The 25,169-nt window shown below is 58.2% G+C and carries 22 protein-coding genes and 1 pseudogene; 9 read left to right on the top strand and 14 right to left on the bottom strand.

What is annotated here, in order from left to right; genetic code table 11:
* Positions 1-14: 14 nt before the first annotated feature.
* From kdsB to murB, 3 genes are read left to right on the top strand one after another with little or no spacing between them, the layout of a single operon-like run.
* Complete coding sequence (kdsB, locus tag JIF53_RS18620; protein WP_014421244.1) at positions 15-800, top strand: 3-deoxy-manno-octulosonate cytidylyltransferase; 786 nt, start codon at positions 15-17, stop codon at positions 798-800.
* Positions 793-1,272 (top strand): low molecular weight protein-tyrosine-phosphatase, encoded by a 480-nt coding sequence (locus JIF53_RS18615; protein WP_153740027.1) that lies wholly within the window; start codon positions 793-795, stop codon positions 1,270-1,272. Before kdsB ends, JIF53_RS18615 begins: the two co-directional genes overlap by 8 nt.
* Positions 1,269-2,300, top strand: coding sequence for a UDP-N-acetylmuramate dehydrogenase (murB, locus tag JIF53_RS18610; RefSeq protein WP_153740026.1), 1,032 nt, complete (start codon positions 1,269-1,271; stop codon positions 2,298-2,300). Before JIF53_RS18615 ends, murB begins: the two co-directional genes overlap by 4 nt.
* A 64-nt stretch (positions 2,301-2,364) precedes the next feature.
* On the opposite strand, the gene JIF53_RS18605 is transcribed toward murB, so the two are convergent.
* Positions 2,365-4,098 (bottom strand): proline--tRNA ligase, encoded by a 1,734-nt coding sequence (locus tag JIF53_RS18605; RefSeq protein ID WP_153740025.1) that lies wholly within the window; start codon positions 4,096-4,098, stop codon positions 2,365-2,367.
* A 126-nt stretch (positions 4,099-4,224) separates the two neighbouring features.
* Between JIF53_RS18605 and JIF53_RS18600 the strand changes: the two genes are divergently transcribed.
* Positions 4,225-4,848 (top strand): TetR/AcrR family transcriptional regulator, encoded by a 624-nt coding sequence (locus JIF53_RS18600; protein ID WP_153740024.1) that lies wholly within the window; start codon positions 4,225-4,227, stop codon positions 4,846-4,848.
* Here JIF53_RS18600 and JIF53_RS18595 read toward each other — a convergent pair.
* Positions 4,836-5,333 (bottom strand): Lrp/AsnC family transcriptional regulator, encoded by a 498-nt coding sequence (locus tag JIF53_RS18595; protein ID WP_011785216.1) that lies wholly within the window; start codon positions 5,331-5,333, stop codon positions 4,836-4,838. The genes JIF53_RS18600 and JIF53_RS18595 overlap by 13 nt on opposite strands.
* Positions 5,334-5,475: 142 nt before the next feature.
* On the opposite strand from JIF53_RS18595, the gene leuA reads away from it, so the two are divergent.
* Positions 5,476-7,170, top strand: coding sequence for a 2-isopropylmalate synthase (gene leuA, locus JIF53_RS18590; RefSeq protein ID WP_199453944.1), 1,695 nt, complete (start codon positions 5,476-5,478; stop codon positions 7,168-7,170).
* A gap of 100 nt (positions 7,171-7,270) precedes the next feature.
* Here the strand turns inward: leuA and JIF53_RS18585 are convergent, their stop codons facing one another.
* The 3 genes from JIF53_RS18585 to xseA form a co-directional block, all read right to left on the bottom strand.
* Positions 7,271-7,480: a cold-shock protein gene (locus JIF53_RS18585; protein ID WP_011785214.1), complete on the bottom strand. Its 210-nt coding sequence runs from the start codon at positions 7,478-7,480 to the stop codon at positions 7,271-7,273.
* 313 nt (positions 7,481-7,793) lie between these two features.
* Positions 7,794-9,719 carry a propionyl-CoA synthetase gene (locus JIF53_RS18580; protein WP_199453942.1) on the bottom strand — a complete coding sequence of 642 codons (1,926 nt, stop codon included), beginning with the start codon at positions 9,717-9,719 and terminating at the stop codon, positions 7,794-7,796.
* A gap of 62 nt (positions 9,720-9,781) precedes the next feature.
* A complete protein-coding gene (gene xseA / locus JIF53_RS18575; RefSeq protein ID WP_206769661.1) occupies positions 9,782-11,161 on the bottom strand; it encodes an exodeoxyribonuclease VII large subunit in 1,380 nt (459 codons plus the stop codon).
* Positions 11,162-11,351: 190 nt separating this feature from the next.
* On the opposite strand from xseA, the gene guaB reads away from it, so the two are divergent.
* Entirely contained in the window at positions 11,352-12,815 is a 1,464-nt protein-coding gene (guaB, locus tag JIF53_RS18570) for an IMP dehydrogenase (protein ID WP_199453938.1), read from the top strand.
* A gap of 65 nt (positions 12,816-12,880) precedes the next feature.
* The gene (gene guaA / locus JIF53_RS18565) at positions 12,881-14,458 is read left to right on the top strand and encodes a glutamine-hydrolyzing GMP synthase (protein ID WP_014421253.1); all 1,578 of its coding nucleotides are present in this window, start codon (positions 12,881-12,883) and stop codon (positions 14,456-14,458) included.
* Between the two features lie 122 nt (positions 14,459-14,580).
* Here the strand turns inward: guaA and JIF53_RS18560 are convergent, their stop codons facing one another.
* On the bottom strand, positions 14,581-14,730 hold the full coding sequence (locus JIF53_RS18560; protein ID WP_080530605.1) for a hypothetical protein: 150 nt from the start codon (positions 14,728-14,730) through the stop codon (positions 14,581-14,583).
* A 70-nt stretch (positions 14,731-14,800) separates the two neighbouring features.
* A complete protein-coding gene (gene cadR / locus JIF53_RS18555) occupies positions 14,801-15,208 on the bottom strand; it encodes a Cd(II)/Pb(II)-responsive transcriptional regulator (RefSeq protein ID WP_063142036.1) in 408 nt (135 codons plus the stop codon).
* A gap of 81 nt (positions 15,209-15,289) precedes the next feature.
* On the opposite strand from cadR, the gene JIF53_RS18550 reads away from it, so the two are divergent.
* Entirely contained in the window at positions 15,290-16,195 is a 906-nt protein-coding gene (locus JIF53_RS18550) for a cation transporter (protein ID WP_153740021.1), read from the top strand.
* A 106-nt stretch (positions 16,196-16,301) separates the two neighbouring features.
* Here JIF53_RS18550 and JIF53_RS18545 read toward each other — a convergent pair whose 3' ends face one another.
* The 6 genes from JIF53_RS18545 to JIF53_RS18520 all read right to left on the bottom strand — a co-directional run bounded on the left by JIF53_RS18545 (position 16,302) and on the right by JIF53_RS18520 (position 23,714).
* Entirely contained in the window at positions 16,302-17,210 is a 909-nt protein-coding gene (locus JIF53_RS18545; RefSeq protein ID WP_042924023.1) for a cation diffusion facilitator family transporter, read from the bottom strand.
* A 108-nt stretch (positions 17,211-17,318) separates the two neighbouring features.
* The gene (locus JIF53_RS18540) at positions 17,319-17,513 is read right to left on the bottom strand and encodes a DUF6316 family protein (protein WP_044629833.1); all 195 of its coding nucleotides are present in this window, start codon (positions 17,511-17,513) and stop codon (positions 17,319-17,321) included.
* Between the two features lie 80 nt (positions 17,514-17,593).
* Positions 17,594-20,740 carry an efflux RND transporter permease subunit gene (locus JIF53_RS18535; protein WP_044629832.1) on the bottom strand — a complete coding sequence of 1,049 codons (3,147 nt, stop codon included), beginning with the start codon at positions 20,738-20,740 and terminating at the stop codon, positions 17,594-17,596.
* Positions 20,741-20,754: 14 nt separating this feature from the next.
* Positions 20,755-21,969, bottom strand: coding sequence for an efflux RND transporter periplasmic adaptor subunit (locus JIF53_RS18530; protein ID WP_009575228.1), 1,215 nt, complete (start codon positions 21,967-21,969; stop codon positions 20,755-20,757).
* A 23-nt stretch (positions 21,970-21,992) separates the two neighbouring features.
* On the bottom strand, positions 21,993-23,264 hold the full coding sequence (locus tag JIF53_RS18525; protein ID WP_227548807.1) for a TolC family protein: 1,272 nt from the start codon (positions 23,262-23,264) through the stop codon (positions 21,993-21,995).
* 102 nt (positions 23,265-23,366) lie between these two features.
* On the bottom strand, positions 23,367-23,714 hold the full coding sequence (locus JIF53_RS18520) for a hypothetical protein (protein WP_153740020.1): 348 nt from the start codon (positions 23,712-23,714) through the stop codon (positions 23,367-23,369).
* A gap of 106 nt (positions 23,715-23,820) precedes the next feature.
* Here JIF53_RS18520 and JIF53_RS19700 point away from each other — a divergent pair.
* Positions 23,821-24,078 (top strand): annotated as a pseudogene (locus JIF53_RS19700) (mercuric reductase); the annotation flags it as partial.
* Between the two features lie 15 nt (positions 24,079-24,093).
* On the opposite strand, the gene JIF53_RS18510 reads toward JIF53_RS19700, so the two are convergent.
* Complete coding sequence (locus tag JIF53_RS18510; protein WP_153740019.1) at positions 24,094-25,050, bottom strand: arsenic resistance protein; 957 nt, start codon at positions 25,048-25,050, stop codon at positions 24,094-24,096.
* Between the last annotated feature and the right edge of the window lie 119 nt (positions 25,051-25,169).

Here is a 25,169-nt window from a genome sequence, read left to right as displayed (position 1 = left end):
CGCAGGACGCAACCATGTCATTTACCGTTGTCATTCCCGCTCGATACGCTTCCAGTCGTTTGCCCGGCAAACCTCTGGCCATGATTGCCGGCAAGCCGATGATCCAGCATGTCTGCGAGCGGGCGAATGAGAGCCGCGCCAGCCGCGTGGTGGTCGCGACCGACGATGCCCGTATCGAGGAGGCGTGTCTTGGTTTTGGTGCAGAAGTCATCATGACCTCGCCCCATCATGCCAGTGGCACAGACCGCCTTGAAGAAGTGGCGAGGAAGCTGCAGCTGGATCCGGATCATCGCGTGGTCAACGTTCAGGGGGACGAGCCTCTGATACCGCCTGAACTGATCAATCAGGTTGCCGATAACCTTGAACAGTACCAGGAGGCCGCCATCGCAACACTGTGCGAGCGGATTCACGATGCCCGCCAGGTGTTCAACCCCAATGTTGTGAAAGTGGTCTTCGATGCCCGGGGCATGGCTCATTATTTCAGTCGGGCACCGATTCCCTGGGCCAGGGACTTCTGGCCAGCGGGGGCTGCTACCCAGGACGTGGACCTTCCGGATGGCATCGGCTATTTCAGGCACATTGGCATCTATGGTTATCGTGCCAGTGTGCTCAGTGAGTTTGTTACCTGGCTGCCGGCCCCCACCGAACGGGTGGAATCCCTGGAACAGTTGCGGGCACTCTATAACGGCGCTCTTATTCATGTGGATGTGGCGGACCGGCCTCCTGCTCCGGGGGTAGATACCGAAGAGGATCTGGCCCGTCTGCGGGCGCTGATGGAAAAAGGGGGTGCCCGTGGCTGATCGTGTAAGCGTGCTGTTTGTCTGCCTGGGCAATATTTGTCGTTCTCCCAGTGCTGAGGGCGTTTTTCGCCACCTCGCCCGGGAACAAGGCCTGTTCGACAGACTGCATATTGATTCCTGCGGCACCGGCAACTGGCATATCGGTAAATCTCCGGACGAGCGGGCAACTGCCGCCGCGGCGCGCCGTGGTATCGACATCAGCGACCTTCGTGCCCGCCAGTTCCGTGCAGAAGATCTGGATCACTTTGACTATGTGCTGGTGATGGATCGGTCTAATCTCGCGGATGTTCGAGAGGTCTGGCACCAGAATGGGGGCACGGAGCCGCGCTTGTTTCTGGATTACGGTGACTCCCGGTTGGCCGAGGTGCCCGATCCTTACTACGGCGGAGAGGATGGATTTGAGCACGTGCTTGATCTGATTCATGACGCCAGTTCCGGCCTCCTGGACGAAATCCGGGGGCGGCTGGCTTGAGTCAGGATCTGCAGATTCAGGAGTGGGCCAGCCTTCAGGGATTGAATACCCTGGCTGTGCCCGTAACGGCCCGATACCTGGTGGAAGTCGAAAATCCGGATCAGCTCAAACAGGCGCTTTCCTGGGCCTGTAACCACGAACAGTCCATTCTGGTACTGGGCGGTGGCAGTAATCTGGTGTTTGCCGGCGATTATCCCGGCCTGGTCATCCGGATGGCACTGCGTGGCCGAAGCTGGGAGCAGGTAGACGATCACGGCGCGGTACTGGTGTTGAAAGCCGGTGAGAACTGGCACGAGGCTGTGCTTTACGCCGCCCGTTCCGGTTATCGCGGGATCGAGAACCTGGCGTTGATCCCGGGCACCGCCGGTGCCGCCCCGGTACAGAACATCGGGGCTTATGGCACCGAGTTGGGTGACTGTCTTGACAGTGTCACGGTACTGAACCGCCAGACTCTGAAGGTTGAAACCCTGCCTGCAAGCGCCTGCGAATTCGGTTATCGCGACAGCCTGTTCAAGCACCGGCCGGGCCTCTACATCATCCTTGAAATCCGGCTCCGGTTGTCCCGTAATGCGCCTTTGAAGATTGGTTATCGGGATCTTGAGGATTACTTTGGCGACGTTAACGAGGCTGAGTTAACACCCCTGGCGGTGGCCGAGGGCGTGATGGCTGTCCGTCATCGCAAACTGCCGGATCCTGCGGTATTGCCGAATGTGGGCAGTTTCTTCAAGAACCCGGTAATCGGATTGCCTCAGTTCCGGGAGCTTCAGGCCCGGTTTCCGGACGTTGTGTTCTATCCTGCTGATAGTCAGATCAAACTGGCGGCAGCCTGGCTTATTGATCAGGCCGGATGGAAAGGGTTTCGCAACAGTCGGGTGGGGGTTCACAACCGCCAGGCGCTGGTGCTGATCAATCATTCCGGTGGAACTGGCCAGGATGTGCTGTCCCTGGCTGATGACGTGCGCCAGTCTGTGCTTGAGAAATTCGGCGTTGAGCTGGAGATGGAGCCGGGGATCGTGGGCAACGCCTGATCTGCGGAGACGTCGTTAACTCACCGGGAGACTGAAGGCAGTCTCCCGGTGAGTTTGATCAGGGTTACAAGCCGCCTTTGGGCGACGCCTTCACCAGGAACGACAGAGCCTCATCCACAGAAATATCCTGTTTTTCCTCGTCCCGCCGACCCTTGTATTCCAGGGTTCCTGCGCTCAGGCCGCGTTCTGAGACCACGAAGCGGTGGGGGATGCCAATCAGCTCCATATCTGCGAATTTCACACCCGGGCGTTCGTTCCGGTCGTCCAGCAGAACATCGTAGCCAGCCTGGCGAAGCTGTTTGTACAGTTTGTCGCCAGCCTCGGCCACCACCGGAGATTTGTGGCCATTCAGGGTAACAATGGCCACCTCGAACGGTGCGATGGCATCCGGCCAGATGATGCCCTTCTCGTCGTGGTTCTGCTCGATGGACGCCGCGACGATGCGGGAAACGCCAATACCATAGCAGCCCATTTCCATTATCGAAGTCTTGCCGTGTTCATCCAGAACCGAGGCGTTCATGGCCTTGCTGTACTTGTTGCCCAGCTTGAAAATGTGGCCAACTTCAATACCGCGACGGATCTCCAGTGTGCCGTTCCCATCCGGACTGGCATCGCCCTCGACCACATTGCGAAGATCTTCCACACGGCTGATTTCGGCATCACGTTCCCAGTTTACGCCAGTCAGGTGATAATCATCCTTGTTGGCGCCGCAGACAAAATCTGCCAGGTGTGCTGCGCTGCGATCCACGATAACCGGCACCGGCAGCTTGACCGGGCCGATGGAGCCTGGCTTGCAGCCGATGGCTTTTTCGATTTCCTCGTCGGTTGCCATGGTCAGCGGCTCGGCAATGCCGGGGAGGTTCTCAGCCTTGATCTCATTCAGGGTGTGATCGCCGCGCAGAATCAGGGCCACCAGGCCGGATTCACCATTCTCATCCGCCTCTGCCTTTACCAGCAGTGTTTTCACACTGCGCTCAGCCGGCAGGCCCAGGAACTGGGAAACAGCGTCGATGGTGCGTTGACCCGGGGTATGAACCTCTTTCAGTTCCTCGCCGGGGGCAGGGCGCTCGCCGGCAGGTGCTACCGCTTCGGCTTTTTCGATGTTGGCGGCGTAGTCACCGCTGGTGCTGAATACGATGGCGTCTTCGCCAGAGGAGGCTAGCACGTGGAATTCATGGGAGGAGCTGCCACCAATGGAACCGGAGTCCGCCTGTACCGGGCGGTAGTCGAGCCCCAGCCGGTCGAAAATGTTGCAGTAGGTCTGGTGCATCACCTTATAGGTTTCATCCAGGGATTCCGCGTTCAGATGGAACGAGTAGGCATCCTTCATGATGAACTCGCGGGCGCGCATCACGCCAAACCGCGGCCGGCGCTCATCGCGGAACTTGGTCTGGATCTGGTAGAAGTTGGCCGGCAGCTCTTTGTAGCTTTTCAGTTCGTTCCGGATCAGATCGGTGATAACTTCTTCATGAGTAGGGCCGAAGCAGAAATCGCGGCCATGGCGGTCGTTCAGGCGCAGCAGTTCTCCACCGTACTGTTCCCAGCGGCCGGATTCCTGCCACAGTTCGGCGGGTTGTACCGCCGGCATCAGAACTTCCTGGGCGCCGCTCTTGTCCATTTCTTCACGGACGATTCGCTCCACCTTACGCAGGGTGCGCAACCCTAACGGCAACCAGGTGTAAAGGCCGGCGGCCAGTTTACGGATCATGCCCGCCCGCAGCATCAGCTGATGGCTGATAATTTCGGCGTCGGAAGGGGTCTCTTTCTGGGTAGCTATCAGGTAACGGCTCGCTCGCATCGTGTCTTCCGCTGTCATCAGAAAAGTGGGAGTCAGACTAATTGGCAAGGCGGGATGCCCGCCACAGCCTTTCATTGTCGTAGAGTGGGCGTTATTGTACGGAGCCTGCATCACAAGGTACAGATAATGACTGACGAATCCATCGATGTGTCACCCCGCCGGCGCCCGGTTCAGGCCCGCAGCCGGGAACGGGTGAACACCATACTGCAGCATGCTGCCGGGATCTTTCACGAGCAGGGCGTCGACAGCACCAGTATGTCGGCCATCGCCCGGCAGTCCGGCATGTCTCTGGCATCGCTTTACCGCTATTTCCCGAATAAAGCGGCGATTGTCAATGCTATTGCGGAGCGACATGTTGAGAAGATGGAGCAGGCGCTGAGGGCCAAGCTCCCGCAGCTGAGCCTGAGCGACGCGGTGGATGTCCTGATTGATCTGTTTTACGACTTCTACCGCACCGAGCCCGCCTATTCCGCGATCTGGAGCGGTGTGGAAGCCATGCCGGAACTGAGGCAGCTGGATCTTCGCGAACTCTACAGCAACGCCCGGGACCTGGATGCCCGTCTGCAGGAGGAGTATCCCGATTTGCCGGCAGATCGTCGCTGGACAGCCAGTTTGCTGTTACCCCGTTCTGCCGGCACGATTCTTCGGCTGGCGGCCACCCTGCCGGATGAGCAGGGCGTATTGTTGGTACAGGAAATGAAAACCATGGCCCGCGCTTATCTGGACTACCTGGTGGCTCAGGACAAATAGCCCAGCGGCAGCGCGGTGCTGTCGATGACGCGCCGGAGAACAAAGCTGGAGTGAACACCGCTAACGCCGGGAATACGGGTTATCCTGTTTAACAGGAAGTGGTGGTAGTGGTCCATATCCGGCACGACCACTTTGAGCATGTAATCCGCACTCTGACCAGTGATCAGATAACACTCCTGAACCTCCGGGTATTCCCCCACCTGTTCCTCAAACGCGGCAAATCGCTCTGGTGTATGCCGGTCCATGCCAATGAGAATAATGGCGGTGAGCGACAGCCCCAGTTTTTTGTGATCCAGAATGGTGACCGTTCGCACGATAATGCCCGCCTCCTCGAGGGCGCGAACTCGCCGAAGGCAGGGGGAAGGGGATAGCCCGACTTTCTCGGCCAGTTGCTGATTGGTCAGTGAGCCGTCTTTTTGCAATTGTTCGAGGATTTTTCGGTCCAGCTTGTCAATTTTGACAAGCGTTTTCTCGGTATCGGGCATTTTCTGTCTCTTATTTAAGAATTTATGAAATTATATGGCATTATCTGGTCGTGCGGCCAGAAAATGGCAACCAAATAGCTCGCTCCAGCCTTTACACTGTGTGTGTTCCAATCACTGTTTGATATCGGAAGGAATTTTCATCATGGCTTTTGACCATCGCAAATACGTTGCTTTCCAGCCGGTCGCCAAGAAAGACCGTCGCTGGCCCGATCAGGTTATCCAGAAAGCCCCGGCCTGGTGCGCTGTAGATCTTCGGGACGGCAACCAGGCCCTGGTCAAACCCATGTCTGTTGCCCAGAAGCAGCGCTTATTCGATTTGCTGGTCAAGCTGGGTTTCAAAGAGATCGAAATCGGTTTCCCGGCAGCCAGCCAGCCAGACTTTGATTTCTGTCGCAAGCTGATCGAAGAAAACCGGATTCCGGATGATGTAAAGATCCAGGTCCTGACCCAGGCTCGCCCTGAATTGATCGAGCGGACTTATCAGGCCCTTGAGGGCGCCAAACGGGCGATTGTTCACGTTTACAATTCCACCTCGACCGTGCAGAGGGAGCAGGTGTTCGGTCTGGACCGGGACGGTATCCGCGATATCGCGGTCCACGGCGCCACCATCGTGCGGGATATCGCCGCCCGCTATCCGGACACGGAGTGGACCTTCCAGTATTCGCCAGAGAGTTTTACCGGTACGGAGCTGGACTTTGCGGCCAGTGTGATTGATGCCGTCAACGATGTCTGGCGCCCGGACCAGGGCCAGCCGGTCATCATTAACCTGCCGGCGACCGTTGAAATGGCAACGCCCAATGTGTTCGCAGACCAGGTGGAGTGGATCTGCGACAACATTCGCTACCGGGAGCACATCAGCATCAGCCTGCATACCCACAATGACCGGGGCTGCGCGGTGGCAGCTGCCGAACTTGGCGTGATGGCGGGTGCAGACCGGGTGGAAGGTACCTTGATGGGCAACGGCGAGCGCACCGGTAACATGGACCTGGTCACCATGGCCATGAACCTGTATTCCCAGGGGATTGACCCTACCCTGGATCTGTCCGGCATGGCCGAAATCACCGAAGTGGTGGAGGCGTGCACCGAAATTTCCACTCATCCGCGTCATCCCTATGCTGGTGAGCTGGTCTTTACCGCTTTCTCCGGCAGCCATCAGGACGCCATTCGCAAGTGTCTCTCCCGTCGGAAAGAGGGCGATGCCTGGAACGTGGCTTACCTGCCCATCGATCCATTCGATGTCGGGCGCCGGTACGAGGAAGTGGTTCGTATCAACAGTCAGTCCGGCAAAGGCGGCGTCGCTTACGTACTCGAGCGCGACTACGACATTACCTTGCCGCGGTGGCTGCAGATCGAGTTCAGCAAGGTGGTCCAGCGCGAAGCTGAAACCAATGGTGGAGAGATTGATTCACACACCATCCACCGTCTGTTTGAAGAGCGTTATCTGAAGGTGCACAGCGACTGGGCACTTCGCTCCTACGATCTGCACCGTGATGATAATGGTGTGCGGGCCGAGGTGGTTGTGGGCGGTGATGCAGCGCCGGTTACCCTTGAAGGTCGTGGGTTGGGAGCCGTTGAGGCGGTTTCCGATGCACTGTCCCGGCAGTTTGGGGTCTCGGTGGCGGTGGAAGCCTATGATGAGTTCGCGCTGGGCGAAGGTACCAACGCCAATGCCCTGGCGTGTATCCGGCTTACCGCCAATGGCGAGCACTGCAGTGCGGCAGCCCTGGCGGAGGATACCACCTCGGCAACGTTGCAGGCCCTGTTCTCGGCTGTCGCTCAGGTGCTCGATGATAGGCGGTCCGAGTCTGTTTCTGCAGAAGCAGCCGAGACTGCCTGAACGGATAATCCCTGAAACAAACAGAAAGGCCGGTAATCCAAGGATTACCGGCCTTTCTTGTTTCTGCCCGTGAGGGGCATCAGGACGTTAACATAACGGCTTAGAGCGGCGTTACGTTTTCGGCCTGCGGGCCTTTGGGGCCCTGGGTTACGGTGAACTGTACCTGCTGACCTTCGGCCAGCGTACGGAACCCGTTTGCATTGATTGCACTGTAGTGAACGAAAACGTCACTGCCGCCTTCCTGGGCGATGAAGCCAAAGCCCTTGGATTCGTTGAACCACTTCACGTGGCCGGTTTTGGTATCGGACATCGATCTTTCCTGTCTTACTGATAATTTTCCCTCACGGGACCTTCTTTCGAGCTGGGACATCCGGAGCGCACTGAGGAAGGGGCAACGAAAAGCCAAGGGCAGGACGTTGTAACGCATTCGCCAAATAACGCTGCAGAAGTACACAGCAATTTTCAGTATAGACCGACTTTGAACGGCGTCAATTGTTTTTTTTATGATCAGCAAGCGTTTTTTAATTGATAAAAAACAATAAGTTGTAATGAAAGTGAAACCCGGGGCTGCTCTTGATCAAGAGCGCCCCGGGTGTTGTGTGGCTCAGCGGATGGAGGTTTGATCAGCGACCGAATTTCTCGCTGATTTCTTCCAGTATGGCCGGGTCGTCGATGGTGCTGGGTACCGTGTACTCCTCCCCATCGGCAATCTGGCGAATAATACGTCGCAGGACCTTGCCGGAGCGGGTTTTGGGTAAACGGTCAACAACGATGGCCCGGCGGAAGCAGGCAATGGCCCCGATCTTCTCGCGAACCATCTCTACCAGCTCCTCCTCCAGTTCGTCCTGGTCGATAGTGGCGCCATCTTTGATCAGCACCAGGCCAACCGGAATCTGTCCCTTCATGTCGTCATGGGCGCCCACCACACAGCATTCCGCGATGGCCGGATGGGACGCAACGACTTCTTCCATCTCGCCGGTAGAGAGCCGGTGCCCGGCGACGTTGATCACATCATCCGTCCGACCCATGATGAAGACGTAGCCGTCATCATCGATAAAGCCACCGTCGCCTGAGCTGTAGAAGCCAGGAATCGGCTTCAGGTAGCTGTTCTGAAAGCGCTTGTCGTCACCCCATACGGTCATCAGGCAGCCTGGGGGCAGCGGCAGTTTCACCGCCATCTGACCCTGTTCGCCCGCCGGCACCTGGCTGCCTTCCATGTCCACCACCTGAACGTTGAAGCCGGGTGAGGGGACGGTTGCAGAACCGGGTTTGGTAGTCATCATTTCAATGCCAACCGGGTTGCAGCAAATGGCCCAGCCGGTTTCGGTCTGCCACCAGTGATCGAGGATGGGCAGCCCGGTGTGCTCTTTCAGCCATTCGTAGGTCGGGGGATCCAGGCGCTCGCCGGCCAGGAAGATGCGTTTGAGAGAGGAGACATCGTAGCGGCTCAGCTGATCTGCTTCCGGGTCTTCCTTGCGCACTGCACGGAATGCGGTGGGCGCGGTAAACAGCATGTTGACTTTGTGATCCTGAACCACACGCCAGAATGCGCCGGCATCCGGGGTTTTTACCGGTTTGCCTTCGTAAAAAATGGTGGTGCAGCCGGTAAAGAGCGGTGCATAAACAATGTAGCTGTGGCCCACCACCCAGCCAACATCTGAGGCCGCCCAGTAAACGTCGCCGGGTTTGGCATCGTAAACCAGCTTCATGCTGTACGTGAGAGCAACGGCATGGCCCCCGTTGTCACGGACAACACCTTTGGGTTTTCCAGTGGTACCGGAGGTGTAGAGAATATAAAGCGGGTCGTTGGCCTTGACGGGTACCGGATCAGCCGGGGTGGCGTTGGCCACGATCTCGTTCCAGTCAAAGTCTCGGCCTTCCTGCATGGTTGCCTTGACCTGCGGCCGCTGGAATACCACGCAGGCTTCCGGTTTGTGGCTTGATTGCTCAATGGCCTTGTCTACCAGCGGTTTGTATTCGATCACTTTGGTAACTTCGATGCCGCAGGAGGCGGTAATCAGGGCCTTGGGCTTGGCATCTTCAATGCGAACGGCCAGTTCGTGTGCGGCAAACCCGCCGAAGACCACCGAATGGATAGCGCCGAGCCGGGCGCAGGCCAGCATGGCGATGGCTGCCTGAGGAATCATCGGCATGTAGATGATGACGCGGTCACCTTTTTCGACTCCGCGGGCGCGCAGGGCGCCGGCAAACAGAGCGACTTCATCACGCAGTTCGTTGTAGGTAAATGACTGCTTGGTATTGGTGACCGGGGAGTCGTAAATCAGGGCTTTCTGGTCGCCACGGCCGGCACGGATATTGGCATCCAGAGCAACGTCGCTGGTGTTCAGTTCCCCGTCTGGAAACCACTCGCCGTGGCCATTGTCGAGGGCGCGCCAGATCGTATTCGGTGCTTTGATCCAGTCGATGTGCTGCGCCTGCTCGCGCCAGAAATCATCCCGCTGGTCAATGGACCGGCGAAATTCGGAGTTGTAGCTCATTGTGCTCCACCTCAGTTGTGCGTGTTGTTGTTTTATCGTTGTTATTGACAACTTTAGGAGCTTTGAAATCCGGGGCTAGTAGACCATAGGCGTAGTTGCCAGGCTCTGCGGCACTATTCCGACGAAGAATTGATCTCCGTCACCTGGGCTGACACCGAGCCGCGTCCAAGTCTTGCGGTAATCTGATCGCCGGTTTCCAGGTCGCCGGCCTTGCGAACAATACGGCCCTGGTCGTCCCTGACGATGGCGTAGCCTCTTCCGAGGGTGGCCAGGGGGCTGACCACATGAAGGGTTTGTGCAATGTGCTGCAATCGCTCGTCTTTTTGGCGCAGCAGGTGCCGGGCCGCGAGTGTCAGGCGTTCCTCGAGCTGTTGGGTCTGTTCACTTGCGGTTTTCAGGGTTCGGCGTGGGGATTGCGCGCTCATCCTTTGAAGCAGGTAATCGGTTTTCTGCTTCTGCTGGTCCAGTCTGTTACGGATGGCCTTGTTCAGTCGCAGCTCAAGCTCATCCATGCGTTGCGCCTTTTCCAGTAGTTCCCGTCGAGGATCCCGGAGCCGGGCAGACAGGTGCCCCAACTGGTTATCCAGCCTTTGCAATAAGCGGCGTGCAGACTGGCCAAGACGTCCCTGCTGTTCGGTCAGTCGACGGAGCCAGTCCTGCTGGTCGGGTGAGATCTTCTCAGCGGCGGCCGACGGCGTGGGGGCTCTCAAGTCCGCGACAAAATCAGCAATGGTAACGTCGACCTCATGGCCAACGGCGCTGACGGTCGGGATGGGGCAGGCGGCAATGGCCCGCGCGACGGCTTCTTCGTTGAAGCACCACAAGTCTTCCAGGGAGCCGCCACCACGGCCGATGATCAGGACGTCAGCGAGACCGTGCCGTTGAGCACGGTCAATGGCCTGGACGATATCTGCGGTGGCCGCCTGGCCCTGAACGGCGGTGGGATAGAGCGTGATCGGAATAGCCGGGCAACGTCGCTTGAGTACCGTCAGGATATCGTGAATGGCGGCGCCAGTTGGTGAGGTGATCACACCAATATGCCTGGGCGTGGCGGGAATCGGTTTCTTTCGGGCCGGATCAAACAGGCCTTCACTCTGGAGTCTCGCTTTGAGTGCCTCAAAAGCTTGCTGGAGCGCACCCAGGCCGGCGGGTTCGAGGTGTTCCACGATGATCTGGAAATCCCCGCGGTTCTCGTACAGGGTCACCTTGCCGCGAATCCGGATCTGGTCTCCTTCCCGGGGCAGGGTGCGGATCCGCTGGTTGGCGCCACGGAACATGGCACACCGGATCTGGCATTTCTGATCTTTGAGCGAGAAATACCAGTGCCCGGAGGATGGTCTGGAAAAGCCGGAGAGTTCCCCCTCAACCCAGACCTGCATAAAGCTTGATTCCAGCAGGTGGCGCGCCTGGTGGTTGAGCTCACTGACTGTGAGTGCTCGTGGGCGGGTGTCCGGATAGGGGGTGCTCACAGGGCGGGCTCCAGGATTATTCATAAGCAATAGCCGAAAGAGATGGCCAAAAATAACGGAAATTCAAAAAGATGCAACCAAATGGCAAAAACCGCGCGGTTTACTGTCCTTACGCACCACTTTATAATAGATCGATTAAGGATTTTGCTTTGTCGCACCGCCGCGGGTGCGGCACGGAAATTCCCAACTTAGCATGTTCAAAAGGCGGATCCCAATGCTGCGTATTGCCGAAGAAGCCCTCACGTTTGACGACGTTCTGCTCGTGCCCGGATATTCTGAAGTTCTCCCTCACCAGGTCGACCTGAAAACCCAGCTGACCAAGGGTATTACCCTGAATATTCCGCTGGTGTCGGCGGCCATGGATACGGTAACCGAGGCGGAGCTGGCCATTGCCATGGCCCAGGAAGGCGGTATCGGTATCATGCACAAGAACATGACGGTGGAGCAGCAGGCGGCTGCTGTCCGCAAGGTCAAGAAGTTCGAAAGTGGCGTGGTCAAGGATCCGATCACCGTATCTCCCGAGACCACCGTGCGCGAGCTGGTCGATATCACCATGGCCAACAATATCTCAGGCCTCCCGGTTGTGGATGGCAATGACCTTGTCGGTATCGTGACCGGCCGTGATATCCGTTTCGAAAGCCGCATGGATACTCCGGTGCGGGACATCATGACGCCCAAGGACAAGCTCGTTACCGTCAAGGAAGGCGCCGATCTGGACGAGGTAAAAGAGCTTCTGCATCGCCACCGCATCGAGAAAGTTCTGGTGGTAAACGACCAATTCCAGCTCCGTGGCCTGATCACGGTAAAAGACATCCAGAAAGCCAAGGACTACCCGCTAGCGTGCAAAGACGAGCAGGGGCGCCTGCGAGTTGGTGCCGCGGTCAGCACTGGCGGCGACACCGAAGCTCGCGTTGCCGCACTGGCAGAAGCCGGCGTGGATGTGATTGTGGTTGATACCGCCCATGGCCATTCCAGGGGCGTGATCGATCGGGTTCGCTGGGTGAAACAAAACTACCCGGATGTTCAGGTCATTGGCGGTAATATCGCCACCAGTGATGCTGCCATCGCGCTGGCCGAAGCTGGCGCTGACGCTGTGAAGGTAGGTATCGGCCCCGGTTCCATCTGTACCACCCGGATCGTCGCCGGCATTGGTGTGCCCCAGATTTCTGCGGTTTCCAATGTCGCCGCTGCCCTGAAGGACCGCGGTGTGCCACTGATTGCAGACGGCGGTATCCGCTTCTCCGGAGACATCGCCAAGGCCATTGCTGCTGGCGCTCACTGCGTCATGATCGGCAGCCTGCTGGCAGGCACCGATGAGGCTCCGGGTGAAGTCGAACTGTTCCAGGGCCGCAGCTACAAGGCGTACCGTGGCATGGGCTCTATCGGCGCGATGGGCCAGGGTTCCAGCGACCGTTATTTCCAGGATGCCAGCAAAGGCATCGAGAAACTGGTGCCGGAGGGCATTGAAGGCCGTGTGGCCTGTAAAGGCCCGATGCGCAATATCGTGCATCAACTGGTTGGCGGTATCAGGGCCTCCATGGGCTACACCGGTAGCGCCACTATGGACGAAATGCGTACCAAGCCCGAGTTTGTTCGCATTACCAATGCCGGTATGCGTGAGAGTCACGTTCACGATGTGACCATCACCAAAGAAGCGCCCAACTACCGAATCGGTTAATCTTTGCCTGATCAGACGCGGCCCGGTTTCCGGGCCGCGTTGTTTCTTTACAGCCCGAGGACTCCATGGCCCAGAACATTCACGACCACCGTATCCTGATTCTCGATTTCGGTTCCCAGTACACCCAGTTGATCGCCCGTCGCGTTCGCGAAATCGGCGTTTACTGCGAGATCAAGGCATTCGATATCACCGATGACGAGCTCAACGAGTTCAATCCCAAGGGGATTATTCTGGCGGGCGGCCCCGAATCGGTAACCCAGCTGGGTGGCCCGCGCGCGCCGGAAGGTCTGTTTGATCGGGGCATCCCGGTCCTGGGTATCTGCTACGGCATGCAGACCATGGCTGAGCAGCTCGGTGGTCGGGTGGCCAGTTCCGAGAAGCGGGAGTTCGGTTACGCCCAGGTGAAAGTGCGTGCCAAGGGTCCACTTCTTGCGGACATTACAGACCATCTGACGCCGGCCGGTGAATCTCTGCTGGATGTGTGGATGAGCCACGGTGACAAAGTGGTGGCCATGCCTGAAGGTTTTGAACTGCTGGCTTCCACTGAAAGTGCGCCGATTGCAGCCATGCAGGATCTGAGCCGCGGCTTGTTCGGTGTCCAGTTCCATCCGGAAGTGACGCATACGCTGCAAGGCAAGCGAATTCTGGAACACTTCGTGATGACCATCTGTGGCTGCGAAGCGCTCTGGACGCCGGCGAAAATCGTGGATGACGCGGTTCGGCAGATCCGGGAGCAGGTCGGCAGCGACAAAGTGTTGCTGGGCCTGTCCGGTGGGGTGGATTCTTCGGTTACGGCGGCTTTGTTGCATAAAGCCATCGGTGACCAGCTTACCTGCGTGTTCGTGGACAACGGCCTGCTGCGTCTGCACGAAGGCGATCAGGTGATGGACATGTTTGCCAGTAACATGGGCGTGAAGGTTATCCGGGTTGACGCCGAAGATCTGTTCCTGTCCAAGCTCAAGGGTGTGAACGACCCGGAGCAGAAGCGCAAGATCATCGGTAACACCTTCATTGACGTGTTCGACGACGAAGCGGCCAACATCAAAGATGTGAACTGGCTGGCCCAGGGCACCATTTACCCGGACGTAATCGAATCTGCGGCGTCCAAAACCGGTAAAGCTCACGTCATCAAATCCCACCATAATGTGGGTGGCTTGCCGGAAACCATGAAGATGAAGCTGGTAGAGCCGCTGCGCGAGCTGTTTAAAGACGAAGTGCGCCGGATCGGCCTTGAGCTGGGTCTGCCATACGACATGGTGTATCGCCATCCGTTCCCGGGGCCGGGGCTGGGCGTTCGTATCCTCGGCGAGGTCAAGAAAGAGTACGCGGACATCCTCCGCCGTGCCGACGCGATCTTCCTGGAAGAGTTGCACCGTGCTGATCTGTACCACAAGACCAGCCAGGCGTTTGCCGTCTTCCTGCCGGTGAAATCAGTGGGTGTAGTGGGTGATGCCCGTCGCTATGAATATGTCATCGCTATTCGCGCGGTTGAAACCGTCGACTTCATGACGGCTCGCTGGGCGCGCCTGCCGTATGAATTGCTCGAAACCGTGTCAAACCGGATTATCAACGAAATCTCCGGTGTTTCGCGGGTAACCTACGACATCTCTTCCAAGCCGCCTGCAACCATTGAGTGGGAGTAGCCGGCAACGACGGGCACTCTCTGGTAACCGTCTGTCAATGACAGGCGTTCATTCAACCCGGCGCCATTGCCGGGTTGTTTGTTTTTGGACTTTGATTAATTACCTGGAATTACCCGGTTTTTCTATTTGAACCTCAGTGCATCCACCAGCAAGCGAAACAGCGGGGATGATTGACGGCGACTCGGGTAATACAGGTAATAGCCGTCATAGGTGGTAAACCAGTCATTCAACAGACTGACCGGTTTTCCGCTGTGCAGTTCTTCTCTCACCATTGCGGTCGGCGCCTACGCTGGAAAAATGCCCCTGTTACAGAACGTTCAGGAGAGTTTTTGGAACCGGGTGTCAGCCGCTCGAAACCGGAGTAGCCGACAAATTCCGCAATATGCCGCATTGCTCGACTGTCCGACGGTTTGAACAGCTGCGGCGCAGCATTCTCAGTTGCTCGTTCAGTTTGGTTAGTTCCTGGATACGCGCCTCCACCTGCTCGATATGCCTATCCATCATCCGATTCACATCATCACATTGCGCACCGGGTGACCGGTTTAAAGCCAACAACTGCCGGATCTCCGGCAAACTGAGATCCAGGCTGCGGCAGTGCTTGATGAACAGCAAATGCTCAACGGCAGCTTCATCGTACAGGCGAAAATTGCCTTCACTGCGTTCTACAGAGGCAATCAAATGTTCCTTTTCATAATGCCGGATGGTTTGCACGGAGCAGCCAGTCACTTTCGACAGTTCGCCGATTTTCATCATCTCTCAATATTCCGATTGACTCTATAGTTGTTATAGAGTTTATAGTGGCTGTCTGTACATCCACAAGGGCTTTATTCGATGTCTGACCCGTGCAATGACAACTGTCAGAGCAACAAGATTGCCAGTGCCCCCACCTCTGGGATAGCGAATACTGACGTAGCTTTGCAGCATGGCTATGTCAGTGACTACCGGGTACCAAAAATGGACTGCCCGTCGGAAGAGGGGATGATCCGCATGGCTCTGGACAGTATTGAGCCCCGCGTTTTACTGGAGTTCGATACACCGAATCGGAAGGTGCGGGTATTCCATGGCGACAATGGGGCTGCCATCGAGGAGAGGATGCGCTCCCTGGGGCTGGGTGCCACGCTGGAAAAAACCACCCCGGTGGGGGAAGGGGATCTAGTCCTGGCCAGGGAGAAGGAAGAGGCAACCGCCCAGGTCGAAGCCGGTATACTGAAGTGGTTGCTGGCCATCAACGGCGTTATGTTCGTGGTTGAACTGACAGTAGGCTGGCTGGCGCAATCCACTGGCTTGATCGCGGATTCTTTGGACATGTTTGCTGATGCCGCCGTCTATGGCGTGGCACTGTATGCCGTTGGACACAGTGTACGGATGAAGCTGCGCGCTGCGCATTTTTCCGGTTGGCTTCAGTTGATTCTGGCGCTGGGAGTCCTGGCTGAAGTCGGGCGGCGATTTGTCTTCGGCAGCGAACCTGTATCCGCGTTAATGATGGGTTTTGGTCTTGTGGCCCTGGCGGCCAACGTCTGGTGTCTGGTGCTTATCGCAAGAAACCGGCACGGCGGCGCACACATGAAAGCAAGTTGGATCTTTTCGGCTAATGATGTCATCGCCAATGTGGGGGTTATCGTCGCCGGTGTATTGGTCGCCTGGACGGGCTCCCGTCATCCCGACCTGGTCATTGGTCTGATCATCGGGCTGATTGTGCTGAATGGCGCCCGGCGTATTCTGCAACTGCGCTATTAGTCTCTGGCTCTTTCTCGCTGCTCGGATTCATGCCGGCAAAATTCCGCGCCTGGGCGGCCTATTAAAATAGTCGCCGCTCTCGCCGATGCTTATGGAGAATTTTCTGTCAACCGTGCCCATAGGTGTGGGCATCCTTGTGCATGTGGTCCGGGTGCTCGAATTCCAGTGTTGAATGACGTATGTTGAATTCCTGCGCCAGAGCCTGTTTTATCCTGTATTTGATATTCTCAAGCTGATCCCATGCACTTTCCTCGATAATCACATGGGCCTCCAGCGAGGCATCGTGTTCGCCCATCTGCCAAAAATGCACATGGTGAAGGTCGATAACGCCTTCGATGTTGGAGAGGGCAACAATGACGGCATCGGTATCGATGTCCACCGGGCTACCCAGCATGAGTGTTCTGATGGTGCCGCCGATTTCTGTCAGGCCCAGGTAGAGAATATAGCCCGCGATACCGATGGTGATGGCAGGATCAACCCAGCGCATGTCGTAGAGCAAAATAAGAGTCCCGCCAATGACCACGGCGACCGACGCGAGTGCATCCGACAGATTGTGAAGAAACAGTGCACGGATATTGACGCTGTCTTTCTGCATCGAATAGGTGAGCAACGCTGTCAAGGCGTCCACAGCCAGAGCGATACCACCAAGCCAGACGACCCACCAGCCCTTTACCTCTGGAGGATCGATTATCCGCATGCCACCTTCGTAAACCAGGTAGATCCCGATAATGATCAAGGTAGTGTAGTTGATGAGAGCTGCAACGATTTCAATGCGTCCGTAGCCAAAGGTCATCCTTGCGTCAGCCTGGCGGCGCGCAATTTTTTGCGCCGCGAACGCGATGACGAGTGAGGCCATGTCAGAGAAGTTATGCAAGGCGTCCGCGATAAGGGCGAGACTGCCGGCAAAGATACCTCCCCCAATCTGAGCCAGGGTCAGGATCCCGTTCGCCCAGATGGCGATGGCAACGCGTTTATCCTTGGTCTCGGGGGGTATATGCACATGGTCGTGACTCATTGGGTTAACCTAGTTGGTGGCTATTTATAAAGAGGCATCTGCTGTATTCAGCTTACTCTGTGCCTGGTCGCCTGTACCTTGGCGACTTTGTGGATTTTGGGCCATTGGCTACTCATCCATTTTGACAGTTTTCAGGAGTTCCGCAAGGCTGTCTTCGGCCGCTTTTTTGTTCGGGAATGGCCCGATATTTTGACCTTCACGGGTTAAAAAATACCAGTCACTGTTGATGGCGTGGATGCGATGTGTTCGAAAGGGTGAGGCTTCTTTCAAGTCATCTATTCGTTGCTTGGGTGGATCGTTCATAGTCTTTCCAGGATATAAACCGCAATAAAAGAACATTGAAAAAATCATGGGGAGATTCCCCCCCCACGATGGAGTGTTGGTTAACTATCAGTGTCGTGATTAATGTCGCCTGTGGGCGTGGAGTTACTGGCACTTCTGCCATGCAACAGCGCATAGAGCACAGGGAGTACAAACAACGTCAACAGGGTGGACGAGATAATCCCGCCGATCACCACGGTCGCCAGAGGACGCTGTACTTCGGCACCGGTGCCGGTATTGAGTGCCATGGGTACAAAGCCGAGGCTTGCTACCAGGGCGGTCATCAATACCGGCCGTAAGCGGATCAGGGCGCCTTCGACAATGGCCTTCATCAGGTCACCCTGCTCGTGCCACAGATCGCGGATAAAGGCGATCATCACCAAGCCGTTTAACACCGCCACCCCGGAGAGGGCGATAAAGCCAACACCCGCCGAGATCGACAGGGGCATGTCTCGCAGCCACAGGGACAGAACCCCGCCGGTGAGGGCCAGTGGCACGCCGGTGAAGATGATCAAGGCATCTTTGAGGGAGCCGAAGGCCATCACCAAGAGTGCGAGGATGATGGCGAGGGTCACGGGCACCACGATGGCAAGCCGCTGACTGGCGGACTGCAGTTGCTCGAAGGTCCCGCCGTAATCCAGCCAGTATCCGGCGGGTAGGTCCACGTCGTCCGCAATGCGCGCCTGTGCTTCCTCGACAAATCCGCCTAGGTCGCGGTCCCGCACGTTGGCGGTGACCACCACCCGACGCTTGCCGTTTTCCCGGCTGATCTGGTTGGGCGCCGGAGCCAGCTCCAGCTCGGCCACTTCCGACAGGGGCACATAGCCACCGTCCGGCAGGGGGACAGGTAGGTCCGCGAGGCTGTCCACATCCCGGCGGATGTCTTCGGGAAGACGCACCACCAACTGGAAGCGGCGGTCGCCTTCGTAAATCAGGCCGGCGTTTTCGCCCCCGACACCGGCTGCCACCAGATCCTGGAGATCATCCACGGTCAGCCCGTAGCGGGATAGCGCCATGCGCTTGGGGTGTACCGACAGCATGGGCAGGCCGGTCACCTGTTCGACCCGGGCATCGGCGGCGCCCTCCATGGATTCCACAACCTCAAGGACGTCGTTGGCCGATGCCAGCAGCTGATCCAGGTCATCGCCGAACACCTTGATGCCGAGGTCGGCGCGCACGCCGGAGATCAGTTCGTTGAAGCGCATTTCTATGGGCTGGGTGAACTCATACTTGTTGCCGGGAAGCATTTCCACCGCTGCTGCCATTTCCGCCACCAGTTCATCCTTGGTTTTGTCTGGGTTCGGCCATTGGCTGCGGGGCTTCAAGATAACAAAGTTGTCCGCTACGCTGGGGGGCATGGGGTCGGTGGCCACTTCCGGCGTGCCGATCTTGGCGAACACCTTGTCCACCTCCCCAAAGGCCTTCAGCCGTTCTTCCAGCTGCGATTGCATCTCGATGGACTGCTCCAACCCGGTGCCCGGGATGCGCAGGGCATGGAGTGCAATATCCCCTTCATCCAGTTGTGGAATAAATTCCGACCCCAGGGTGGTCGCCAGCCAGAGACAGACCGCTACCAGCGTGGTCGCGCCGCCCAACACCAGCCAGCGGAACCTCATAGCCACCCGCAGCGCAGGCCTGTAGAGCGATTTAGCACCGCTGATTACCGGGCTTTCCTTTTCGCTGATCTTGCCCCCCATAAAGACCGCAACAGCGGCGGGCACCACGGTCAGTGACAGCACCATGGCCGCCAGCAGTGCCATTACGACAGTGGCCGCCATGGGGTGGAACATCTTGCCCTCGACCCCGGTGAGAGCAAAGATCGGCAGGTACACCACAGTAATGATGGCGACACCAAACAGGCTGGGACGAATCACTTCGTTGGTGGCCTCGAACACCAATTGCAGACGTTCCTTGAGGGCCAACTGACCCTGGTGCTGGGCCTGGGACAGGCGCCGGATACAGTTCTCGACGATGATGACCGCGCCGTCGACGATCAGGCCGAAATCCAGCGCCCCCAGACTCATCAAATTGGCGGATACGCCAGACCGCACCATACCGGTGATGGTGGCGAGCATCGAAAGCGGAATGACAGCTGCCGTGATCAAGGCGGCGCGCAGGTTGCCCAGCAACAGAAACAGCACCACGATCACCAGCAGTGCCCCTTCAAGCAGGTTCTTCTCCACCGTGGCAATCGCCTTGTCCACCAGGGCTGTGCGGTCGTATACCGCCTCCACCTTGACGCCGTCGGGCAGGGAGGGCTGAATGGCCTCCAGCTTTTCGGCCACCGCCTGTGCTACCGCCCGGGAATTTTCCCCCACCAGCATCATGGCGGTGCCCATCACCGTTTCCTTGCCGTCGCGGGTGGCGGCGCCGGTGCGCAGCTCCTTGCCAATGGCCACTTCAGCTACATCGGCTACCCGGACTGGCACACCATCCCGGTTGGCAATCACCACCTGTTCAATATCGCCAATGGTGGCCAGCTGCCCGGGCGAGCGCACCAACAGCTGTTGGCCGTTGCGTTCGATATAGCCGGCGCCGCGATTGGTGTTATTGGCCCGCAGGGTGCTGACCAGTTCATCCACCGTGATGCCGAACTCCAGCAACCGTTGGGGCGACGGCGTGACGTGGTACTGCTTGTCGTAGCCGCCAATGGTGTTGACCTCGATCACGCCGGGCACCTGGGCCAACTGGGGTTTGATGATCCAGTCCTGGATCTCACGCAGTGCCGTAGCGTCCAGCGGACTGCCATCCGCTTGAGTGGCACCGGGCAGGGCTTCTACGGTGTACATGAAGATCTCGCCAAGACCGGTGGCGATGGGACCCATCTCCGGCTCCAGCCCGGGTGGCAGCGCGCTCTTGATGGCGCCCAAGCGCTCATTGATCAGGTTGCGGGCGAAATAGATGTCCGTGCCTTCCTCGAACACCACCGTGACCTGGGACAGGCCGTAGCGGGACAGGGACCGGGTATAGGACAGGTTGGGCAGGCCGTACAAGGCCGTTTCCACCGGGAAGGTGATGCGTTGCTCTGCCTCCAGGGGCGAATAGCCCGGTGCCTCGGTGTTGATCTGTACCTGGACATTGGTGATATCCGGCACCGCGTCGATGGGCAGGCGCTGAAAACTCCACACGCCCACGCCGACCAGCACCAGAATAAGGGATAACGTTAAAAACCGCCGCTCTACCGAGAAGCGTAAGATGGCGTTTATCATCAAAGCCTCCTGGGTTAGTGGTCGTGGGATGCGCCGGATTTTTCGATATCGGCCTTGATCAAATAACTGTTTTCCACCACATAGCGATCGCCTGCTTGCAGGCCGCCCAGCACCTCAGTCAGGTTGCCGTCGCTGCGGCCCAGCTCCAGTGGGCGGATCTCGTAGGTGTCATCCACCTGAATAAACACCACGGTCCAGTCCCGGAAGGATTGCAGGGCGCGGTTGTCAACCACCAAGGGGGCCTCCACCGTTTCCACCACGATATCCCCGGCCACCAGCAAACCGGGGGTCAGCAGTCCCTCGGCATTGTCGACTTCGACCCGGGCCAGGGTGTAGGGCGCGTTGCCGGGTGCCGGCAGCAGGTGGCGGATGGTGCCTTCCCGGTCAATGCCGTCAGCCTTCAGTCGGACTTTCTGGCCAATGGCAACCTCGGCCCGTTGGCCGGGGAAGACCTTGAATTCCGCCCACAGAGTGGTCAAATCGGCAATGGCGAATAGGGGTTGCTCCCCGGTCATTTCTCCGTTGCTGATCCGACGCTCAATGACGATCCCGTCGATGGGCGCTCGCAGTGCGTAGGTTTGCAGGCTTTCGTTGGACTCGACTTGAGCGAGCACGTCACCACGCTCGACCCGATCGCCCAGATTGACCTTCACCTGGCTGACCACGCCCGGGAAACGGGCGCGGATCCGGGCAATCTGCTGCGGTGCCGTGGTCAGGCTGCCGTAGGTGGTGAGGCTGCGCTCGATGGCACTCGGCCCGGCTGCGGCCGTTGTGATACCCGCTTTTCGGGCGATAGCCGGGGCGATCCGGGTGCGACCTTCGTGGGATTCCCAGTGCCAGCGGTAGTTCTTGCCGTCCATGGCGAGGCTCACTTCTACGTCGAAGGAGTGGGGTTCGGTCACCACGCCATCCCCCAGCCAGTAGTCCCCCTGGTAGGCGAAGTCGAAGGTGTCCACTTGCCCACCCAGGCGGGTGAGCTGGACATTGAGGTCAATATCATCAGTAACGGCGCGGCCATCCCTGGTGACCCAGGCCCGGTATTCCGGTGGGACCCCCTGCTCGAAGATCTGCAGTTCGACGGTGGCGTCGTTCTGTTGCAGCAGTATGCCGCCGTGAGGCCCCCTGGCCTCTGCCTGCGATTCGTCGTGTTGTTCCTCGGCAGCTTGTAAGGGGCTGATGGCAAGGCAGGTGGCCACCAGAATCAGACAGAGTTGTTTTATCAGTTGCATGGTGTGAATCCTGAATTTGTGGGTTAGCGCGTCGGGGCGCCCGGAACAGTCGCGAGTGGCTGCGCCGTAAGTTGTTCGATCAACGCCTGGTTGAGCAGCGCCGTGGTGGCGGCGTCGACCAGTGCCTCCCGTGCTGAGAGCAGCTCCCGCTGTGCGGCGGTCCACTCCACATAGCTGTAGCGGCCGTTTTCATAGGCTTCGCGGGTCTGAGTGAGTGCCTCGGTCAGGTCGGGAAGCATTTGGCTGCGAATCTGCTCAACAGTCTCGATGCTTTGTTGCCGCAAGTGGTAGGCGTCGAACAGGCGCGAATGGAGGCGCAGCAGGGTATCCTCCCGGCGGAATCGGACCTCATCCCGCGCCGCCAGGGCGGCCTGCACCTCGCCGCGATTGCGCCGTCCGGAAAAGAGCGGTACCGAGAGCCCAGCGGTCAAGGCCGTATCATCCGTCTCTTCGAAGCGCCGGATGCCGACCTGCCAACGGATGTCGCTCTCGGACTGGCTGCGCGCCAGCTGAATTTCCGCTTCGCGGATACGCTGTTCGCTGGCGTAGATTTGAATGGCCGGGCTGTCGCTGACCCGCTGGTACAGAGCAACGAAGTTGTCGGAGGAACCGAACTGGAACAGGTCGCCTTCCAGCATTTGAAAGTCCGGGCTGGTATCACCCCACAGGGAAGCCAGAGCCATTTTCCGGCTCTCGTAGGCGGCTCGCAGATGGGACTGCTCAATACGACTCTGGGTGAGCGCGGCCCTGGCGCGCAGGACTTCGGCCTGGGGCGCCGCGCCGCGGTCGGCGCGACGGGTGACGATCTCGTGGGTGGCCTCGGCCAGCGCCACGGCTTCAGCGGCGAGTTGGAGTTTTTCCTGCAGGGCCAGGGTGGCGACAAAGCGCTGGGTCACCTGTCCGAGCACATCCAGGGTCTCGGCCCGGCGCTCGGCCTCGACGCGCCCGTATCGTGAGTCAACCACGCTGACGCGGGCCTGACGCTTGCCGCCAAGTTCGAGAACCGATGACAGGGATAGGGTGTACTCTGCCCCGTCAACTCCTCGCAGATTGTCGCTGCCGAGGAAGTTTTCCACTTCCAGGCCGGCCTCCAGGGCAGGATTTTGATCTGCCGTAATGCGGCGGCCATCAAGGCCCTGAAGGCGAAAATCGAAGACCTGGAGGCCGGGGTTTTGCGCCATGGTCCGCGAGAGGGCCTCGGACAGAGTGAGCGGTTTCTCCCCGGCGTGTGCCAGGGCAGCACCGAATGCCAGCGCTAGAAGGGAAAAGGCATGGATAATAGAGTGGGACGGCATTGCGCGCCGCCCAGTTTTCATGGGCATTCTGAAAAGCATGAGGCTGCTCCTACGAAAGTCTAAATGACAGTTGTTCCCCGGGTGGGGAAGGTATTCGCAGGGTCAGGAAACGGGAGGGCGGAAAAGGGAGGATTGAACCCCGGTGGTGAAGTTGGCTTGGTAGTCGGACTGTACTATTCCCGCAGCCAAGCCGGAAATGTCTGTGAGGGTTCCCAGCAACACCATGTGAAAGCAGCTGTGGCTGTGATGGCCATGGTCCGCTGAATGACTGGGGCTGTCGGGAGACGACTTGGTTGCCTGATTTTCGCTGGAAAAATCCGCTGATTCGTGTGAATGCTCATCATAATGTGGCATTGCGGGGTTGTGCGGTTGTGCTTCATAGGCAATAGATGCCACTGACTGCAAAGCAATCAACAGCGTCATTGCGACTATGAAACAGCGTTTAATCATGCAAGTGGTCCCGGAATTTGATCGTGAGCCTAGCAGAAAGGCAACCACATAGAAAGGACTGGACTCCCATGGCGTTACGTGTGTCCGTAGTGCGCTGCCCTGAGTGGCGGGCGATTGCACCGACCAACCGCAGTTCGTCTATGTGGCTGCCGCCGGGGGCAGCCGGGCCGGGATCAATATGGCCGGCGGCGACGCTATGCTCGATCTTCGCGCCATGCCGGCGGTCATGGCGATGCGGGCCAATATGACCGTGCAGAAATTGGCTGAAGAGCTGTTTCCCTACCGGACCACAGTGGAAGGGCTCAAGCACTGCGCCCAGACTTTTACCAAGGACGTGACTCAATTGTCCTGTTGTGCCGGGTAAGGCTGCGTTCCCGGCTCAGTCGGAATGCCTGATCAGGTGCGGCAGCCAGCGCAGATACGCGACCATACCGAACAACTCGACCAGGGATTGGAAAACAATGACAACGACAGCGGCCCGCCAGGGTTCCGGCAGTGACAGGGCCAGTGGCAGCATAACGAAGGAGTTTCGGGTGCCAAAGCTGAAGGTGAGGGTGCAGCTGGTAGTGGGTGTGAACCCGAATAGTTCGCTGAGCCCCTTGCCGATAATGGCGGCGGCAACCAGGTAAAGTACAAAGACTAGGAGCGCGGACCACAGCAGGGCGCCATTGTCGATCACCAGGCTGACCTGGGAGCCGGCAATCAGAAACACCACCAGCGCCAGCAATGGCACGGGCAGACACCCAAGCCAGTCCACCAGTGTTTGCGCTCGCTGGTGCTTTTCCGTCAGCCGTTCGGTTAACCAGGCCAGGATCAGCGGAGTGACAATCAGTCCGAAGAAGGCTGGCAACAAGTGGCTGCCAACCGCCAGTTCAATGGCGATATTGCCCATGAAGAGCCAGATGTAAACGGGCAGCAAAATGAGCTGGACAATCAGGAGGATCGGCGCGGCCGCGATGGCCCGGGCACCGTCCCCGCCACCGAGATGGGTAAAACTGATAAACCAGTCCGTACAGGGTACCAGCAGTACCAGCAGCACGCTGAGACGAATAGCGGGATCATCCGGTAACAGCCACAATAGAAGACCAACGACCACTGGTATCAGAATAAAATTGCCCGTCAGCAAAGCGGCCAGAAAGCGGCGATCACGAAATGCCGACCTGAGATGTATCAGTGGTACCTGAGTGAAAGTGGTGTACAGGAGAACGCCCAGTGCGGGCCAAAGCAGCGCTTCCCAATGACGGGTCTGCTCTGATGACATCCAGCCGATGGTCATGCCGGCCAGGATGGCTAGGAGATAAAGCCAGACTTGATATCGCTCCAATTGTTCGCGCATTTAAGGCTGTTCCCGCTGTTTTTTCGAGGGCACGATAGTATCATTGGGGCGCAATGAACTCCCGACACTTGCCCTGAGCATTTCGGCAGGCTTCGAGGGGGACTGAAATCTCTTTAGGT

The sequence above is a fragment of the Marinobacter sp. bablab_jr008 genome (assembly GCF_016464145.1).
In the GTDB taxonomy this organism is placed as follows: Bacteria; Pseudomonadota; Gammaproteobacteria; order Pseudomonadales; family Oleiphilaceae; genus Marinobacter; species Marinobacter nauticus.
Note: the sequence above shows the minus strand (reverse complement) of the source record. Positions and strands in the feature narration are given on the sequence as shown.